Annotated in this window: 15 protein-coding genes; 8 read left to right on the top strand and 7 right to left on the bottom strand. The window is 63.3% G+C overall.

Translation table 11 applies throughout. From position 1 onward, the window contains the following. Positions 1 to 8 precede the first annotated feature (8 nt). Both HWY05_RS17380 and HWY05_RS17370 read left to right on the top strand, forming a co-directional pair. Positions 9 to 1,403 (top strand): AmpG family muropeptide MFS transporter, encoded by a 1,395-nt coding sequence (locus HWY05_RS17380; protein WP_176059041.1) that lies wholly within the window; start codon positions 9 to 11, stop codon positions 1,401 to 1,403. A gap of 110 nt (positions 1,404 to 1,513) precedes the next feature. Beyond that, positions 1,514 to 2,749 (top strand): M48 family metallopeptidase, encoded by a 1,236-nt coding sequence (locus HWY05_RS17370; RefSeq protein ID WP_244146643.1) that lies wholly within the window; start codon positions 1,514 to 1,516, stop codon positions 2,747 to 2,749. Between the two features lie 9 nt (positions 2,750 to 2,758). On the opposite strand, the gene HWY05_RS17365 is transcribed toward HWY05_RS17370, so the two are convergent. The 5 genes from HWY05_RS17365 to gatC form a co-directional block, all read right to left on the bottom strand. Further along, positions 2,759 to 3,538, bottom strand: a complete 780-nt coding sequence (locus tag HWY05_RS17365) for an exodeoxyribonuclease III (RefSeq protein WP_035554106.1) — start codon at positions 3,536 to 3,538, stop codon at positions 2,759 to 2,761. A 63-nt stretch (positions 3,539 to 3,601) separates the two neighbouring features. Further along, positions 3,602 to 4,441, bottom strand: coding sequence for a PPK2 family polyphosphate kinase (locus HWY05_RS17360; protein WP_176059039.1), 840 nt, complete (start codon positions 4,439 to 4,441; stop codon positions 3,602 to 3,604). Positions 4,442 to 4,590: 149 nt separating this feature from the next. Continuing rightward, positions 4,591 to 6,066 carry an Asp-tRNA(Asn)/Glu-tRNA(Gln) amidotransferase subunit GatB gene (gene gatB, locus HWY05_RS17355; RefSeq protein ID WP_176059038.1) on the bottom strand — a complete coding sequence of 492 codons (1,476 nt, stop codon included), beginning with the start codon at positions 6,064 to 6,066 and terminating at the stop codon, positions 4,591 to 4,593. A gap of 5 nt (positions 6,067 to 6,071) precedes the next feature. Beyond that, entirely contained in the window at positions 6,072 to 7,559 is a 1,488-nt protein-coding gene (gatA, locus tag HWY05_RS17350; protein ID WP_176059037.1) for an Asp-tRNA(Asn)/Glu-tRNA(Gln) amidotransferase subunit GatA, read from the bottom strand. 72 nt (positions 7,560 to 7,631) lie between these two features. Next, positions 7,632 to 7,931, bottom strand: a complete 300-nt coding sequence (gene gatC, locus HWY05_RS17345) for an Asp-tRNA(Asn)/Glu-tRNA(Gln) amidotransferase subunit GatC (RefSeq protein ID WP_035554113.1) — start codon at positions 7,929 to 7,931, stop codon at positions 7,632 to 7,634. Here gatC and HWY05_RS17340 point away from each other — a divergent pair. The 6 genes from HWY05_RS17340 (at position 7,930) to rodA (ending at position 14,933) form a co-directional block, all read left to right on the top strand. Beyond that, positions 7,930 to 8,079, top strand: a complete 150-nt coding sequence (locus HWY05_RS17340) for a hypothetical protein (protein ID WP_176059036.1) — start codon at positions 7,930 to 7,932, stop codon at positions 8,077 to 8,079. The two genes, gatC and HWY05_RS17340, sit on opposite strands and share 2 nt — an antisense overlap. 230 nt (positions 8,080 to 8,309) lie before the next feature. After that, positions 8,310 to 9,353 (top strand): rod shape-determining protein, encoded by a 1,044-nt coding sequence (locus tag HWY05_RS17335; protein ID WP_004189550.1) that lies wholly within the window; start codon positions 8,310 to 8,312, stop codon positions 9,351 to 9,353. Between the two features lie 155 nt (positions 9,354 to 9,508). Beyond that, positions 9,509 to 10,636 (top strand): rod shape-determining protein MreC, encoded by a 1,128-nt coding sequence (mreC, locus tag HWY05_RS17330; protein ID WP_035554114.1) that lies wholly within the window; start codon positions 9,509 to 9,511, stop codon positions 10,634 to 10,636. After that, on the top strand, positions 10,633 to 11,145 hold the full coding sequence (gene mreD / locus HWY05_RS17325; protein ID WP_035554115.1) for a rod shape-determining protein MreD: 513 nt from the start codon (positions 10,633 to 10,635) through the stop codon (positions 11,143 to 11,145). The genes mreC and mreD overlap by 4 nt, the downstream gene beginning before the upstream one ends. A gap of 145 nt (positions 11,146 to 11,290) precedes the next feature. Continuing rightward, positions 11,291 to 13,774: a penicillin-binding protein 2 gene (gene mrdA, locus HWY05_RS17320; protein ID WP_176059035.1), complete on the top strand. Its 2,484-nt coding sequence runs from the start codon at positions 11,291 to 11,293 to the stop codon at positions 13,772 to 13,774. 10 nt (positions 13,775 to 13,784) lie between these two features. Further along, the gene (rodA, locus tag HWY05_RS17315; RefSeq protein WP_035554118.1) at positions 13,785 to 14,933 is read left to right on the top strand and encodes a rod shape-determining protein RodA; all 1,149 of its coding nucleotides are present in this window, start codon (positions 13,785 to 13,787) and stop codon (positions 14,931 to 14,933) included. Positions 14,934 to 15,023: 90 nt separating this feature from the next. Here rodA and HWY05_RS17310 read toward each other — a convergent pair whose 3' ends face one another. Both HWY05_RS17310 and HWY05_RS17305 read right to left on the bottom strand, forming a co-directional pair. Beyond that, the gene (locus HWY05_RS17310) at positions 15,024 to 15,737 is read right to left on the bottom strand and encodes a tetratricopeptide repeat protein (protein WP_035554119.1); all 714 of its coding nucleotides are present in this window, start codon (positions 15,735 to 15,737) and stop codon (positions 15,024 to 15,026) included. Next, entirely contained in the window at positions 15,734 to 16,516 is a 783-nt protein-coding gene (locus tag HWY05_RS17305; protein ID WP_176059034.1) for an aldolase/citrate lyase family protein, read from the bottom strand. Before HWY05_RS17305 ends, HWY05_RS17310 begins: the two co-directional genes overlap by 4 nt. Positions 16,517 to 16,530 lie beyond the last annotated feature (14 nt).

Raw genomic sequence — 16,530 nt, 5'->3', positions numbered from 1 at the left:
TTATCCACATGTCGAACCCGCCGCACGAGGCGCCTGCACTTACCGCTCACGAAGAACATCCCGGCTGGCGCGCGTTTCTGAATACGCGCATGCTGATCTGCGTCTTTCTCGGCTTTACGTCGGGATTGCCGCTGTTCACGCTCGTCTATCTGGTGCAGGCGTGGTTACGCTCCGAAGGCGTCAATCTGAAGGAAATCGGCCTGTTTGCGCTGATCCAGTTCCCGTACACCTGGAAATTCGTCTGGGCGCCGCTGATGGACCGCTACGTGCCGCGTTTTCCCGGCTGGCGGCCGGGCAGACGGCGCGGCTGGATGCTGGTCACGCAGATTCTGGTCGCCGGCGCGATTGCGTGTTTAGGGTTTGTGTCGCCGCGCGATTCGATCTGGACGGTGGCCGCGCTGACGGCACTGGTCGCGTTTTTCGGCGCGAGCCAGGACATCGTGATCGACGCCTACCGGCGTGAATTGCTGAGCGACACGCAACAAGGTCTCGGCAACGCGGTGCACGTGAACACGTACAAGATCGCCGCGCTGGTGCCCGGTTCGCTTGCATTGATCCTGTCCGACCATCTGCCGTGGACCACCGTGTTCATGGTGACTGCGGCGTTCATGCTGCCAGGCATGGTCATGACGCTGGTGGTTCGCGAGCCTGAAGTACACGGCACGCCGCCCAGGAATCTGCGCGAAGCGATCGTGCAGCCGTTCCGCGAATTCATTCAGCGCGACGGCTGGCGCGGCGCGCTGTTCGTGCTCGGGTTCATCTTTCTGTACAAGCTCGGCGACACGATGGCGACCACGCTGTCCACGTCGTTCTTCCTCGATATCGGCTTTTCGCGCACGCAGATCGGCGTGATCGCGAAGACCACCGCATTCGGCGCGAGTCTCGCAGGCGGGATCGTCGGCGGGATCTGGCTGATGAAGATCGGCATTGGCCGCGGCCTGTGGATCTTCGGCATTCTGCAGATGGTGTCGACGCTCGGCTTTGCGTGGCTTGCGCATCTCGGGCCGGCTTCGCCTGGTCTCACCGCGATTTACGACATCGCCGTGTGGGTGAGTCAAGGGACGACGAAACTACTGGCGCTGGTGGGCATCGACTGGGCCGTGCAGCTCGAGCCGCGCTCGGTCGCGCTGGCGCTCGTCTACGGCCTCGAAACCTTTGCCACCGGACTGACGATGGCGGCATTCACCGCCTATATCGCCAGCACCACCGACCCGCGCTACACCGCTACGCAGTTCGCGCTGTTCACGAGTCTCGCTTCGGTGCCGCGCACGCTGGCGTCGGCGGCGAGCGGTTATGTGGTCGCGAAGATCGGCTGGTTCGATTATTTCCTCGTCTGTACCGTGCTCGCACTGCCCGGCATGCTGCTGCTGTTGCGCATCGCGCCGTGGAGAACCAAGTCGTGACGGCGCGTTTTTCGAGGCGGGTGATCGGCCTCAGTTCAGCTAACGGCCGCGCGCCTCGCACGCCTGCGCGCAGGGTCCGCGGCGCAGTGTTGCGTACATCGTTGACGTTCATCTGTGCAAGCATGGCGACAACGGCGATGCCGCTGAGTGCCTACGCGACAGCCATGCCGGCGGTCGCCAATAGCGCGCCCAGCGCAACGGCAACGTCGTCAACGCCAACGCCTGCAGCGGCCGCCACTGCCGCACCGACAGGCAAGTCTGCTGCGGGCGCGATCAGTCCTGAAAGCGCGACATCCGCAGCGCCGAGCGCAAATAGCGCGACTAGCGCTGCCAACGCGGGCAGCGCACCCGCTGCCGCCACACCGAACCCGTCGGCGCAGTCATCGCCCCAGTCCGCGCCGCCCGTCACCGCGCGCACACCCGCAGCCACGTCGACACCAGCACCGGCCGCAGCCGCCGCGAAAGCGCCCGCCGTCGCCACTATGCCCGCCACCACCGCCACCGGCTCGTACAGTTCGAGCCCGCAGTTGCGTTACGGCGGCTACATGGTGTTCCGCAACCTGATCCCGTCGCCGGTACTCGAGGCGCAAGCCGCCGAAGAATTCAGCCAGATCGCCTACGGCGCGGAGCACGCGAACCGTCTGTACGGCGACACTGACGCGCACGTCGTACGCGTGCGCTCGATCGTCGACAAGCTGATTCCCTACTCGCTCAAATGGAACGAGCGGGCGAAGAACTGGAAGTGGGAAGTGGCGGTGGTGCGTTCGCCCGATATCCGCATGTACTGTCTGCCGGGCGGCAAGATCGTCGTGTACGGTGGACTGCTCGATCGCGCTCACCTGAACGACAACGAACTCGGCATGCTGATCGGCCACGAGATCGCGCATGCGTTGCGCGAACATGCCCGCGAGCGTCTCGGCCAGTTGCAGGCCAGCCAGCTCGATTCGTCGGGCACGATTCCGCAGCTATTCGGCCTCGCCGATCTCGGCGCCGCGCCGCTCGGCATCGGCTCGCGCCTGCTGGAAATGAAGTACGCGAACACCGACGAAACCGAAGCCGACGTGATTGGCAGCGACATCGCCTCGCGTGCCGGTTACGATCCGCGCGCGGCGGTCACGCTGTGGGACAAGCTGGCGCAAGTGACGCAAAGCAACCGCAACCAGGGCTTCATCTACGTGCATCCGTACACGCCGGCGCGCCGCCAGGACATCATCAAACGCTTGCCGGATATGCTGCCGCTGTACGCGAAGGCAATCGGCAAGACTGTCGATGCGCTGCCGGACTACGCCGGCATGGGCCGCCCACGGCGCAAAATGCCGCGCGACGGAGTTGATTCGACCAAGTGACGCGCTGCGTTACTTCTTGACCTTGTGGTCGTAGTCGACCGTCAGCGGCGCGTGGTCGCTGAACTTGATATCGCGGAACACGTCGGTGCGTTTCGCCTTGCTCGCAATGCCTTGCGTCGCGATCTGATAATCGATCCGCCACCCCACGTTCTTCGCGTACGCCTGACCGCGATTGCTCCACCACGTGTACTGTTCTGGCCGCTGATCGAGCGTGCGGAACACGTCGACGTAACCCACTTCGTCGAACAGCTTGTCGAGCCACGCGCGCTCTTCCGGCAGGCAACCCGAGTTCTTCTGGTTGCTCTTCCAGTTCTTGATGTCGATTTCCTTGTGGACGATGTTCACGTCGCCGCACACGATCACTTCGCGCTCTTTCGCCAGTTCCGCGAGATGCGGCATGAACTCGGCCATGAAGCGGAACTTGGCCTGCTGACGCTCCTCACCGCTCGAACCCGACGGCACATACACCGAGATCACCGAGAGCGTGCCGAAACGCAGTTCGACATAGCGCCCTTCCGGATCGAATTCCTCGCTGCCGAAACCGATAATCACTTCGTCCGGTTCCTGTCGCGTGTACACGCCCGCGCCGCTATAACCCTTCTTCACCGCATGCTGGAAATAGCCGGTGAAATTGTGCGGGGCCATGAATTCCGGCGTCATGTCGTCCTGCGAGCATTTGATTTCCTGCACGCACAGCACGTCGGCTTTCTGTTCGCCGAACCAGTCGAAAAAGCCCTTCTTCGCCGCTGAGCGGATGCCGTTCAGGTTGGCGGTAATCACACGCAACATGTCGTTCCTTTTTGTGTTCGATTCGTGTTTGAGATGCCTTCAGGCGCCAGCCAATGCGTAAGGTCACTCCACCTTGACGCCCTTCAGCGATTCTTTGGGCGGCGGATAGTCGAGCTGCAGCGTTTCGAAGGTGCGCAACAGCAACTCCGCGACCATCACATTGCGATGCGTCTTCGAGTCGGCCGGAATCACATACCACGGCGCGTAATCCGTCGAGGTCGCGGCCAATGCGTCGCGATACGCGGACTGATAGGCGTCCCACTGCTTGCGCGCTTCGAGGTCGGACACGTCGAATTTCCAGTGCTTGCTCGGATCGTCGATACGCGCCTGCAGACGCGTGCGCTGCTCGTCTTTCGAAATGTGCAGCATGCACTTGATGATCGTCGTGCCGCTATCCGCCAGCAACGCTTCGAACTGGCGAATGTGGACGCAACGCGTCTCGAACGCTTTCGCGTCGAGCGTGCCGAGCACAGTCGGCACCAGCAGGTCTTCGTAGTGACTACGGTTGAAGATGGTCAGCTCGCCGGCGGCAGGCGCTTGCGAATGCACGCGCCAGAGAAAATCGTGCGCGAGTTCCACAGGCGTCGGCGCCTTGAACGGCACGATGCGCAGCCCAAGCGGATCGACTTCGTGAAACACCGCGCGGATCGTACCGTCCTTGCCGCTCGTGTCCATGCCTTGCAAAACCAGCAGCACGCGACGCTTCTGTTGCGAGTGCAGACGCTCCTGCTGCTGGTCGAGCTTCTCGCCGATCTCCGACAAACGCGCCTTGTCCGAGTCTTTCGAGCCGGTCGAAAACGGCTTGGATGCCGGGTCGAAAGCGTCGAGCGAGAACTTGCTGTTCTTCTTGCCGTCTTCGAAAAACGGCACGCGGAAATCGTCGAGTTCGGGTTGCTTCGCCATCCACACACTCCGTGATCTGCGTTCAGCGGGCTGGCAAAAACGGCGCCCGCAAAAATGAAACGGGCCGTTGCCCCACTTTCGTTTCCGGCAACGGCCCGCGGTGGCTCAAGCGCGAAGCCCAAGCCGATTCTGGTCAACTGAAATTCAACTCAGGACAGCTTCTTCTTCAGCAGTTCATTCACCTGCGCCGGATTGGCCTTGCCCTTGGTCGCTTTCATCGCCTGGCCGATCAGCGCATTGAACGCCTTTTCCTTGCCGGCGCGGAATTCTTCGACCGACTTCGGATTCGCGGCGAGCACTTCGTCGAGAATCGCTTCCAGCGCGCCGCTGTCCGAAATCTGCTTCAGGCCTTTCGACTCGATGATGCGGTCGGCGGCGGTTTCGTCAGTCGCTTTCTCTTCCCAGATCGCGACGAAAATTTCTTTGGCGATCTTGTTCGAAATCGTGCCGTCGGCAATGCGTTGCAGCAGCAGCGCGAGTTGCGCGGCCGACACCGGGCTCGACGCGATGTCCAGCGCTTCGCGATTCAGTTGCGACGACACTTCGCCCATCAGCCAGTTCGCCGCGACCTTCGCGTGCGCCGGGCCGAGCTTGACGACCACGGCCTCGTAATACGCGGCCATCGCCTTGCTCGACGTCAGCACGTTCGCGTCGTACGGCGTCAAACCGTATTGCGACACGAAGCGCTGTTGAATCGCTTCCGGCAGCTCCGTCATCTCGCTCTTCACGCGCTCGATCCACGCGGCGTCGATCATGAGCGGCATCAGATCCGGATCGGGGAAATAGCGGTAGTCGTGCGCGTCTTCCTTGCTGCGCATGGAGCGCGTTTCGCGCTTGTCCGAGTCATACAGACGCGTTTCCTGCACCACCGTGCCGCCGTCTTCGATCAGTTCGATCTGACGGCGCACTTCGTACTGGATCGCTTCTTCGAGGAAGCGGAACGAGTTCAGGTTCTTGATCTCGGCACGCGTGCCGAATTCCACCTGACCGACCGGGCGCACCGACACGTTCGCGTCGCAACGGAACGAACCTTCCTGCATGTTGCCGTCGCAGATACCGAGCCACGTGACGAGCGTGTGCAGCGTCTTGGCGTACGCGACCGCTTCAGCCGCGCTGCGCATTTCCGGCTCGGTGACGATTTCGAGCAGCGGCGTGCCCGCGCGATTCAGATCGATGCCGGTCATGCCCGCGAAGTCTTCGTGCAGCGACTTGCCCGCGTCTTCCTCGAGGTGAGCGCGTGTCAGGTTGACGACCTTCTCGTACGCTTCCTTGCCGGTCTTTTCGTTGGCCGGAACCTGAATCGTCACCTGACCACCCTGCACGACGGGGATTTCGTACTGGCTGATCTGATAGCCCTTCGGCAGATCGGGGTAGAAATAATTCTTACGCGCGAAGATGCTGCGCGGCGCCACCGTCGCGCCGATCGCGAGACCGAATTGAATCGCACGCTCCACTGCGCCGCGGTTCATTACCGGCAACGTGCCCGGCAACGCCAGATCGACAGGGCTGGCTTGCGTGTTCGGCTCGGCGCCGAACTGCGTGGGCGAGCCGGAGAAAATCTTCGATTGCGTCGACAGTTGCGTGTGGGTCTCCAGACCGATCACGACTTCCCATTGCTTGGTCATGGTGCTCACACTCCTGCCGGTGCTTGACGATGCCAGTCGGTCGCGCGTTGGAACGCGTCGGCCACCTGCAGCATCCGGGCTTCATTGAAATAGTTGCCGATGATCTGCAAACCCACCGGACGCTGCGCATTCGCGCCCGCGCCGAAACCGCACGGCACGCTCATGCCCGGCAAACCAGCGAGGCTCACCGACAGCGTGTAGATGTCGGCCAGATACATCTGCACCGGATCGTCGCCCTTCGCGCCGAGGTCCCATGCCACCGACGGCGCGACCGGTCCCATGATCACATCGCACTGCTTGAACGCTTCCTGGAAGTCTTGCGCGATGATGCGGCGAATCTTTTGCGCCTGCAGGTAGTACGCGTCGTAATAACCATGCGACAGCACGTACGCGCCGACCAGAATGCGGCGCTTCACTTCCGGGCCGAAACCTTCGGCACGCGACTTCTTGTACATGTCGAGCAGGTCGCGATACTCCGCGGCGCGATGGCCGAAGCGCACGCCGTCGAAACGCGACAGGTTCGACGAAGCTTCTGCCGGCGCGATCACGTAGTAGACCGGGATCGACAACTCGGTTTTCGGCAGCGACACTTCAACCAGCGTGGCGCCGAGCGCTTCGTATTGCTTCAACGCGGCGTCGATCGAGGCGCGTACGTCGTCGGCCAGACCCGCGCCGAAGTATTCCTTCGGCAGGCCGATGCGCAAACCGGCGAGCGGCTTGCCGACGCTGCCTTCTTGCCACGACTGGCCGAGGTAGCGCGTGTAGTCTTCGTCGTCGCGCACGAGGCTGGTCGAATCGCGCTCGTCGAAGCCGGCCATGGCGTTGAGCAACGTCGCGCAATCCGCGGCGCTACGCGCCATCGGGCCGCCCTGATCCAGCGACGACGCGAACGCGATCATGCCGTAACGCGACACGCGGCCGTACGTCGGCTTGATGCCGGTAATGCCGGAGAACGACGCCGGCTGACGGATCGAGCCACCCGTGTCCGTGCCGGTTGCCGCGGGCGCGAGACGCGCGGCCACAGCCGCCGCCGAACCACCCGACGAACCGCCGGGCACGGCCTTAACATCCCACGGATTCTGCACGGGACCAAAGTACGAATTCTCGTTGGACGAGCCCATCGCGAACTCGTCCATATTGGTCTTGCCCACGCACACCATGCCGGCGTTCTGCAAACGCGCGACCACCGTTGCGTCGAACGGGCTTTCGTAGTTCGACAGCATCTTCGAGCCGGCCGTGGAGCGCCAGCCCTTGGTCACGAACACGTCTTTATGCGCGATCGGCAGGCCGACCAGCGGGCCGGCGTGGCCGGTGTGCAGCAGCGCGTCGGCGGCTTTCGCCTGCGCGAGCGTCAGATCGGGATCGACCTGGATGAACGCATTCAGGCTATTAGCCGCGTCGATCCGCTTCAGATACAACTGCGCCAGTTCGACTGCGGAGCATTCCTTGGCCGCCAGTGCGGCACGCAGTTCGGTCAGACTTTTTTCATGCATTGCGTTTTATCCTGAAGAGCGCGGCAGCGCAGTCGCGCTGCCGTGGAGGCATTCGAGCCCGCTGCGCGGGTCTTACTCGATCACCTTCGGCACGAGGTACAAGCCGTCTTGCACCGCCGGCGCCGGGCGCTGGAAAGCGTCGCGTTCGACCGTTTCGGTCACCGCGTCATTGCGCAGACGCAGCGCGACGTCTTCGATCTGCTCGATCGGATGGGCCAGCGGCGCGATGCCGGTGGTATCGACCGCCTGCATCTGCTCGACGAGGCCGAAAAAATCATTGAGCTGGACGAGCGTGTGCTCAGCGTCGGCATCAGCCAGTTCGAGCCGCGCAAGGTGCGCGATGCGTTTAACATCGGTCAGGGTCAGAGCCATGCAGTCACCGGAAAATGTGGTGGAACGCCGCCGCAAGGAAAAAACAATGCTGCGACAGCGGGTTACGACGCTGGAGGAAGACCTCGAAAAAGGGGTCAGCGGCGGCAAAATGTGCCGTCCGTTTCCTTCAAAACATCCAAAATTATAAGGTATCATTACGCGTTCGACCCAAACCCGGACCGACTTACCAAGGCCTTTCGAACAATTCCCACAAGATCGTTCGGATTTCCAACCTGGCTTTGCAACGGCCTCCGGTAGACTCCCTCGCAGCTTCAAGTTCCTGTGGCGCCGCTTCCGCCCGGTTGAAGCTGTTATTTTTTCCGCTGCCGCCCTACGCATACGTTGCGAGGCCCGGCCCCAAGCGAGACAGGATTTTGAATGTTCGGTTTTCTGCGCAGCTACTTCTCCAACGATCTGGCGATTGACCTTGGCACTGCCAACACGCTCATCTACATGCGTGGCAAGGGTATCGTTCTCGACGAACCGTCGGTGGTTTCAATCCGCCAGGAAGGCGGTCCCAACGGTAAGAAAACTATTCAGGCAGTCGGTAAGGAAGCCAAGCAGATGCTTGGCAAGGTGCCGGGCAACATCGAGGCGATCCGCCCCATGAAAGACGGCGTGATCGCCGATTTCACGGTCACTGAGCAGATGATCAAGCAGTTCATCAAGACCGCTCACGAATCGCGTATGTTCTCGCCGTCGCCGCGCATCATCATCTGCGTGCCGTGCGGTTCGACCCAGGTCGAGCGTCGCGCGATTAAAGAAGCGGCGCACGGTGCAGGCGCTTCGCAGGTTTATCTGATCGAAGAACCCATGGCTGCCGCTATCGGCGCCGGCCTGCCGGTGTCGGAAGCGACCGGCTCGATGGTCGTCGACATTGGCGGCGGCACGACCGAAGTCGGCGTGATCTCGCTGGGCGGCATCGTGTACAAAGGCTCGGTGCGCGTTGGTGGCGACAAGTTCGACGAAGCTATCGTCAACTACATCCGCCGCAACTACGGCATGCTGATCGGCGAACAAACCGCTGAAGCGATCAAGAAGGAAATCGGCTCCGCCTTCCCGGGTTCCGAAGTCAAGGAAATGGAAGTAAAGGGCCGCAATCTGTCGGAAGGCATTCCGCGCAGCTTCACCATCTCCAGCAACGAAATCCTCGAAGCCCTCACCGATCCGCTGAACCAGATCGTGTCGTCGGTGAAGATCGCGCTGGAACAAACTCCGCCGGAACTGGGCGCGGACATCGCCGAACGCGGCATGATGCTCACGGGCGGTGGTGCACTGCTGCGCGACCTGGACCGCCTGCTCGCCGAAGAAACCGGCCTGCCGGTGCTCGTCGCCGAAGACCCGCTGACCTGCGTTGTGCGCGGCTCGGGCATGGCGCTCGAACGCATGGACAAGCTGGGCAGCATCTTCTCGTACGAGTAAGCGAGAGCCCGTCTCCATGTCAGTAGCGCGGATCTGGCACACGGCCCCTTGCGGGCCGGTTTGCCATTGGCTGGGTCACCCAGCCTCCGCGCGCTGAACGCGCGTTCCTCGCGCGCCGCCGTCTCACCCAACCGCTCACGCCCCCGGCGCCGACCATGGAATACAGTCCGCCGCCCCTGTTCAAGCAAGGCCCATCCGCCCTCGCCCGACTGGTGTTTTTCGTCGTGCTGGCGCTGGCCCTGCTGATCTCCGACGCACGCTTCAAAACGCTCGAAATCGTTCGCGGCGTGCTCGGCGCGGGTCTTTATCCGTTGCAACGCGCGGCGCTTGTGCCGCGTGACGTCTTTATGGGCGCCGCCGACCTGGCCGTGACCAGCGCCACACTGCGCAGCGAGAACGACAAGCTGCGCACCAAAGATCTGCAACTCTCGCAGCAAGCCAATACGGCCGCCGGACTGGCTGCCGAAAACGCCCATTTGCGCGCGCTGCTGCAACTGTCGCAGCGCTCGGCCACCGAATCGCTGCCCGCCGAAATCCAGTACGACACGCGCGACCCGTTCACGCAGAAAGTGGTGATCGGCCGTGGCGCGCAGCAAGGCATTCAGAACGGTTCACCGGTCGTCAACGAAGACGGCGTGATCGGTCAGGTCACCCGCGTGTTCCCGCTGCAAGCCGAAGTGACGCTGCTCACCGACAAGGATCAGGCCGTACCCGTGCAGATCGTGCGCACGGGTTTGCGTAGCGTGATCTACGGCACGCCGAAGGGCGACACGCTCGACCTGCGCTTCGTGCCGATCAGCGCCGACGTGCAAACCGGCGACGAACTCGTCACCAGCGGACTCGACGGCACGTATCCGCCGGGACTGCCGGTTGCCAAGGTGGTACGCGTCGACAAGCAGGCCGATACGGCGTTCGCGCGCGTGATCTGTCTGCCGATCGCACCGGTGCGCGGCGCGCGGCAACTGCTGGTGCTGCACTACCTGAACAATGTGCCGCCGCGTCCGGCTGAAGAACCCGATGCAGCCACCATCGCCAAAGACGCGAAGGCGAAGAAGGGCAGCAAACCGGCAGACGGCAAGACCGCAGCGGACAAATCGGCACCGGCCAAGTCGAGTGACAAACCCGCAGGCGAAAAAGCTGCGGCCGACAAACCGGCCGCTGCCAGGTCCGCTGAGAAAGCCCCGGCCAAATCCACCGCCGCGGAGAAAAAATCCGCCGCAGAAAAGAAGCCGGCCGCTGACAAGAACGCGAGGCCGCAAGCCACGCCGGGGGCGCAGCCATGAACCGTCCGCAATACATCCTGCAGCCGGTCAATCCGTACTTCATCTCCTTCAGCCTCGCCGCGGCGTTCCTGCTGAATCTGATGCCGTGGGGGCGCCTCATCGGCGTGCCGGATTTCGTCGCGCTCGTGCTGCTGTTCTGGAACGTGCACCAGCCGCGCAAGGTCGGCATGGGCATCGCGTTTTTCCTTGGTTTGCTGATGGACGTGCATAACGCCAGCCTGCTCGGCGAGCACGCGCTGGCGTATACGTTGTTGTCGTATGGGGCGATTACGATCCACCGCCGGGTGCTGTGGATGTCGCTCGGCGTGCAGACCTTCGCGGTCATGCCGTTGCTGGTGGTCGCGCAACTGGTGCCGTTCGTGATCCGTCTGCTGACGGGCGCGGCGTTTCCGGGTTGGGGTTATCTGATCGACGGTTTCGTCGAAGCCGCGCTGTGGCCCATCGCCAGCATGCTGCTGCTGATGCCGCAGCGTCGCCCGGCCGATCCGGACGACACCCGGCCGATTTGACCATGCTTCGAGCCTGCCGGCGGTTCCATTGGAATGGACCCCCACCGCCGGCCCGCTCGACGCGCATCGCTGTTCATGCCTCCCGGTTCCGGCCGGATCAGGCGCACACTCATGATGGCCGTCACCCGGCCTTTTGCAGAATCGCATGACCGAATTCAAGGACACTCAGCAACAGCTCTCGAAGTTCCGCCTGCGCGTCGCGGCGGCGGGCCTGTTCGTGTTCGTCTGCTTCGGGCTGATCGGCGTCCGCTTCCTGTACCTGCAGGTCTGGCACTACAGCAAATACTCGCTGCAGGCCGATGAAAACCGCATTTCCGTCGCGCCGATCGTGCCGAACCGCGGCATCATCACCGATCGTAACGGCGTGGTGCTGGCCAAGAACTACTCGGCCTACACGCTCGAACTGACGCCGTCGAAACTCAACGACTCGATCGAAAACGTGATCGACAACCTGGCCACGGTCGTTTCGATCGATGCCCGCGATCGCCGCCGCTTCAAGAAGCTACAGGAAGACTCGAAGAACTTCGAGAGCCTGCCGATCCGCACCCGCCTGACCGACGACGAAGTCGCGCGCTTCACCGCGCAGCGTTTCCGCTTTCCGGGCGTGGAAGTGCGCGCGCGGCTGTTCCGCCAATATCCGCTCGGCCCGACCGCGGCGCACGTGATCGGCTACATCGGGCGGATTTCGCAGCGCGACCAGGATCGTATTGACGACGCCAGCGACCAGAACGACAGCGATCCGGACCACTACGATCCGCGTCTGGACGCGAACAACTACAAGGGCACCGACTACATCGGCAAGATCGGCGTCGAGCAGAGTTATGAAACCGAGCTGCACGGCCAGACCGGTTTCGAAGAAGTAGAAGTGACCGCCGGCGGCCGGCCGGTGCGCACCTTGTCGCGCACGCAGGCCACGCCCGGCAACAACCTCGAACTGTCGCTGGATATCGGCTTGCAGCAGGTCGCCGAGCAGGCGTTCGCGGGTCGCCGCGGCGCGCTGGTCGCGATCGAGCCGGCTACCGGCGACGTGCTCGCGTTCGTCTCGGCGCCGAGCTTCGATCCGAATTCGTTTGTCGACGGTATCGACCAGCAGACGTGGGACGACCTGAACAATTCGCCGGATCACCCGCTCCTGAACCGTCCGCTGCACGGTACTTATCCGCCGGGTTCGACGTATAAGCCGTTCATGGCGCTCGCCGCGCTGACGCTGCACAAGCGCACGACGGGCTGGGGCTTCCAGGATCCGGGTTCGTACACGTTCGGCGGCCATACGTTCCGCAACGACGTGCGCTCCGGTCAGGGCTGGGTCGACATGAACCGCGCGATCGTCGTGTCGAACGACACGTATTTCTACATGCTCGCGCACGACCTCGGCGTCAACAACATCGCCAACTTCATGAAGCCGTGGGGCTTCGGCCAGATCACCGGCATCGACATTTCCGGCGAAGCGCGCGGCATCCTGCCTTCAACGGACTGGAAGCGCAAGGCGTACCACAAGCCCGAGCAGCAGCGCTGGTACGAAGGCGAAACGATCAGTCTCGGCATCGGTCAGGGCTACAACTCGTTCACCATTCTGCAGCTCGCGCATGCCACGGCGACGCTCGCGAACAACGGCGTCGTGATGAAGCCACACCTCGTGCGCGACATCGAAAATCCGATCACCAAAGAGACTCGTGCCGTGGTGCGCGATCCGAGCGACAAGATCGCCGTCAAGCAGGCGGACATCGATTTCATCAAGCATGCCATGGCCGAAGTGGTCACCAACGGTACGGCGTCGAAACTGTTTATCGGCGCGCCGTATCAAGCAGCCGGCAAGACCGGCACGGCCCAGGTCTACTCGCTGCAAGGCGCGAACTACAAGGGGCATGCGATCGCCGAGCATCTGCGCGACCACGCGCTGTTCATCGCTTTCGCGCCGGTCGACAACCCCAAGATCGCGCTCGCGCTGATCGTCGAAAACGGTGGCTGGGGCGCGGAATCGGCCGGTCCGATCGCGCGCAAGGTGCTCGACTACTACCTCGTCGGCAAGAACAAGCCGGGCGCTCAGGCGGCGGCGATTGCCGCAGCGGCGTCGGCAACGCAGGATGCATCCGCGCCGGTCGTGGGTGGGGCACCGGCTTCCGAGGAACCCGCCGTGCAGCCGGTCAAGATCGCCGCGGGCTTTACGGCGTTGCCGATTCCCGGTGCGGCTTCGGCGGCGGCTGCTGCCTCGGCGGCTGAGGCGGCTTCCGCAGCGGCAGCGGCGTCGGCACCTGCTGTTGGTGCTGGTGCTGGTGCTGGTGCTGGTGCTGGTGCTGGTGCTGGTGCTGGTGCTGGTGCTGGTGCTGGTGCTGGTGCTGGTGCTGGTGCTGGTGCTGGTGCTGGTGCTGGTGCTGGTGCTGGTGCTGGTGCTGGTGCTGGTGCTGGTGCTGGCGCTGGCGGTACAGCGACGGCCGCCAAGGGGGCTTCAGCTTCAGCCTCTACGTCCACCTCGACCGCCACAAAAAATCCGGCGCCGCGCAAGCCAAGCGCCCCGCATAAGCCCCGCCCCGCCAGCGAGCCGGCGCCGACCGCCGCAGCGCCGTCGCGGGATGACGGCATTGAAGCCACGTCGCCACGCCAGCCGGTTGCCGGCAGCATCGACGAGTAAGGAGAAAGGCATGCAATTCGACAAGCGCGCCTGGCTCGACCGCATCAAGCAGATGTTCGCGGGCTTCGACCGCCCGCTCGCGTTGATCGTGTTCCTGCTGTTGTGCGTCGGCATCGTGACGCTGTACAGCGCGAGCCTGGACGTCCCCGGTCGCGTGGAAGACCAGTTGCGCAACATCCTGCTGACGTTCGTGCTGATGTGGGGGCTCGCCAATGTGCCGCCCACCACGCTGCTGCGCTTCGCGGTTCCGCTCTATACGTTCGGGATCGCGTTGCTCGTTGCGGTCGCGATGTTCGGTCTCACGCGCAAGGGCGCGAAGCGCTGGATCAACGTCGGCGTAGTGATCCAGCCGTCGGAAATCCTCAAAATCGCGACACCGCTAATGCTCGCCTGGTACTACCAGCGCCGCGAAGGCGTGATGCGCTGGTACGACTACCTGGTCGGCTTCGTGATCCTCGCGGTGCCGGTCGGTCTGATCGCCAAGCAGCCCGACCTCGGCACCGCCGTGCTGGTGTTCGCGGCCGGTTTCTTCGTGATTTACTTCGCGGGCCTGAGTTTCAAGCTGATCGTGCCGGTGCTGGTGGCAGGCGTGATCGCGGTCGCCGCGATCGCGACGTTCCAGGACAAGATCTGTCAGCCCGAAGTGCAATGGCCGCTGATGCACGATTATCAGAAGCACCGCATCTGTACGCTGCTCGATCCGACTTCCGATCCGCTCGGCAAGGGCTTCCACACGATCCAGGCGGTGATTGCGATCGGCTCCGGCGGACCGCTCGGCAAAGGCTGGCTGAAGGGCACGCAGGCGCATCTGGAGTTCATCCCCGAGAAGCACACCGACTTTATCTTCGCGGTGTTTTCGGAGGAGTTCGGCCTGGCGGGCGGCGTCGTGCTGCTCACGCTTTACATGCTGCTGATAGCGCGCGGGCTGTATATCGCGGCCAATGGCGCGACGCTGTTCGGGCGATTACTCGCGGGCTCGCTGACCATGGCGTTCTTCACCTATGCGTTCGTCAATATCGGCATGGTCAGCGGTATCCTGCCGGTGGTCGGCGTGCCGTTGCCGTTCATGAGTTACGGCGGCACCGCACTGACTACGCTGGGGGTCGCGATCGGCCTCATCATGAGCATCGCGCGGCAGAAACGTTTGATGCAGAGTTAGCGGCGCTTTTTCAGGCGACGTCGATTGAGAAAACAGAAGGGGCGCAGTTCACATTGAACTGCGCCCCTTCTGTTTTTACCGCCTCAGTTGTTACTGCGGCTTCACTTCCTTCTGATCCCGCAACTGCGCGCTGAGCTGCTGATACTTGAGCCGCGCCGCCGGATCGCCTTGCGCCGCCGCCGCTGCGTAATACGCGCGCGCCACGTTCAGATTCTTCTCCACGCCATCGCCGCCGCGCTCGTAGAACGAGCCGGCCACGTATTGCGCGGTCATGTCGCCGCCTTGCGCCGCCTTCTTGTACCAGACGAACGCCTGCTTGTTGTCGCGCTCGGTGCCGCGGCCATCGAGGAACTGGTTAGCCAGCGCCAGCTCCGCCTGCACGTGTCCTTGCTGCGCCGCTTTCAGGAACCAGCGGTGCGCTTCGACCGGATCGCGTCCGACGAACTCGCCATCGTCGTACATCTTGCCGTACACGTATTGCGCGTGCGACATGTTGGCGTCGGCGGCTTTGCGGAGCCATTTCTTGCCTTCATCGACATTGGCTGTGGTGCCTTCGCCGTTGAGCAGCATCATCGCGTAGTTGAATTCGGCGAGCCGGCTGCCGCGCTCCGCGGCCTTGCGGAACTCGGTCAGCGCCGCGCCGAGATTGCCGGCGTTGTAATCGGCCACCGCGGTCTGCGTCTCCGGATCGCTCGACTTCACGGCGCCGTCCGCCGCATAGGCCGTCACGCTCACCGCGCCACTCATGATCAACGCCGCGCTCACTGCCCATTTCACGACGACGCCTTGCACCTTCCCCTTCATGACCTCACCTCCTGCAGCGCCTGGCGAGTCGCGCGCAACATCCAGATGACGTCGGCGGCCAGAGCGATAAATCGAAAACCCGCATCGCGATGCTGCTTCGCACTCGCGACGTCCATAGAGAAAATACCGGTCGCAATGCCGGCTTTGTCCGCGGCGCTGACGATACGCGCCATCGCCGCCTGCACGTCGGCGTGCTTCGAATCGCCGAGATGACCGAGGCTTGCGGCCAGATCGGCCGGCCCGACGAACAGACAATCGACGCCCGGCGTCGCCGCGATCTTTTCCACTTCCTGCAAGCCGCGCGCCGACTCGATCTGCACGATGGTCGCGATCTGCGCGTTGGCCGTCTGCACGTAATCGCGACGCATGCCGTAGCCCGCCGCGCGCACCACGCCGGCGACGCCGCGCTGACCGTCGAGCGCATCGGCGGTCGGATATTGGGTGAGACGCACGGCGTGCGCGGCCTCGTCGGCGGATTCGATATTCGGGAACATGAGCGTGCGCGCGCCGGCATCCAGCACGCGTTTGACGAGCCATGCCTCGCTGGCGGGCACCCGCACGACCGGCTCGCTCGGCAGATGCGCGGCGGCGATCGCGCGCAATTGCGACGCGACGTCGCCGCTGTCGTTCGGCGAATGCTCCATGTCGATCAGCAACCAGTCGTAGCCGGCGTGCGCGAGCGCTTCGGCGGCGGCGTCGCTACCGAGCGACAGCCATAAGCCGAACAGCGGATCGGTTTCCTTCAGACGTTGCTTGAGGGGATTGGTGAAGGTGCTCATCGCCGTGCTCCATG

It is taken from the genome of Paraburkholderia sp. BCC1876 (assembly GCF_902833695.1).
Taxonomy (GTDB): Bacteria; Pseudomonadota; Gammaproteobacteria; order Burkholderiales; family Burkholderiaceae; genus Paraburkholderia.
The sequence above is the reverse complement of the archived record's forward strand: the minus strand, read 5'-3'. Positions and strand labels throughout refer to the sequence as shown.

Excerpts from the sequence above, each read along its gene's own strand:
- HWY05_RS17380 (WP_176059041.1), top strand. The coding sequence starts at position 9 with ATGTCGAACCCGCCGCACGAGGCGCCTGCACTTACCGCTCACGAAGAA.
- HWY05_RS17365 (WP_035554106.1), bottom strand. The coding sequence starts at position 3,538 with ATGTTGCGTGTGATTACCGCCAACCTGAACGGCATCCGCTCAGCGGCG.
- HWY05_RS17360 (WP_176059039.1), bottom strand. The coding sequence starts at position 4,441 with ATGGCGAAGCAACCCGAACTCGACGATTTCCGCGTGCCGTTTTTCGAA.
- gatB (WP_176059038.1), bottom strand. The coding sequence starts at position 6,066 with ATGACCAAGCAATGGGAAGTCGTGATCGGTCTGGAGACCCACACGCAA.
- gatA (WP_176059037.1), bottom strand. The coding sequence starts at position 7,559 with ATGCATGAAAAAAGTCTGACCGAACTGCGTGCCGCACTGGCGGCCAAG.
- HWY05_RS17340 (WP_176059036.1), top strand. The coding sequence starts at position 7,930 with ATGCAGTCACCGGAAAATGTGGTGGAACGCCGCCGCAAGGAAAAAACA.
- gatC (WP_035554113.1), bottom strand. The coding sequence starts at position 7,931 with ATGGCTCTGACCCTGACCGATGTTAAACGCATCGCGCACCTTGCGCGG.
- HWY05_RS17335 (WP_004189550.1), top strand. The coding sequence starts at position 8,310 with ATGTTCGGTTTTCTGCGCAGCTACTTCTCCAACGATCTGGCGATTGAC.
- mreC (WP_035554114.1), top strand. The coding sequence starts at position 9,509 with ATGGAATACAGTCCGCCGCCCCTGTTCAAGCAAGGCCCATCCGCCCTC.
- mreD (WP_035554115.1), top strand. The coding sequence starts at position 10,633 with ATGAACCGTCCGCAATACATCCTGCAGCCGGTCAATCCGTACTTCATC.
- mrdA (WP_176059035.1), top strand. The coding sequence starts at position 11,291 with ATGACCGAATTCAAGGACACTCAGCAACAGCTCTCGAAGTTCCGCCTG.
- rodA (WP_035554118.1), top strand. The coding sequence starts at position 13,785 with ATGCAATTCGACAAGCGCGCCTGGCTCGACCGCATCAAGCAGATGTTC.
- HWY05_RS17310 (WP_035554119.1), bottom strand. The coding sequence starts at position 15,737 with ATGAAGGGGAAGGTGCAAGGCGTCGTCGTGAAATGGGCAGTGAGCGCG.
- HWY05_RS17305 (WP_176059034.1), bottom strand. The coding sequence starts at position 16,516 with ATGAGCACCTTCACCAATCCCCTCAAGCAACGTCTGAAGGAAACCGAT.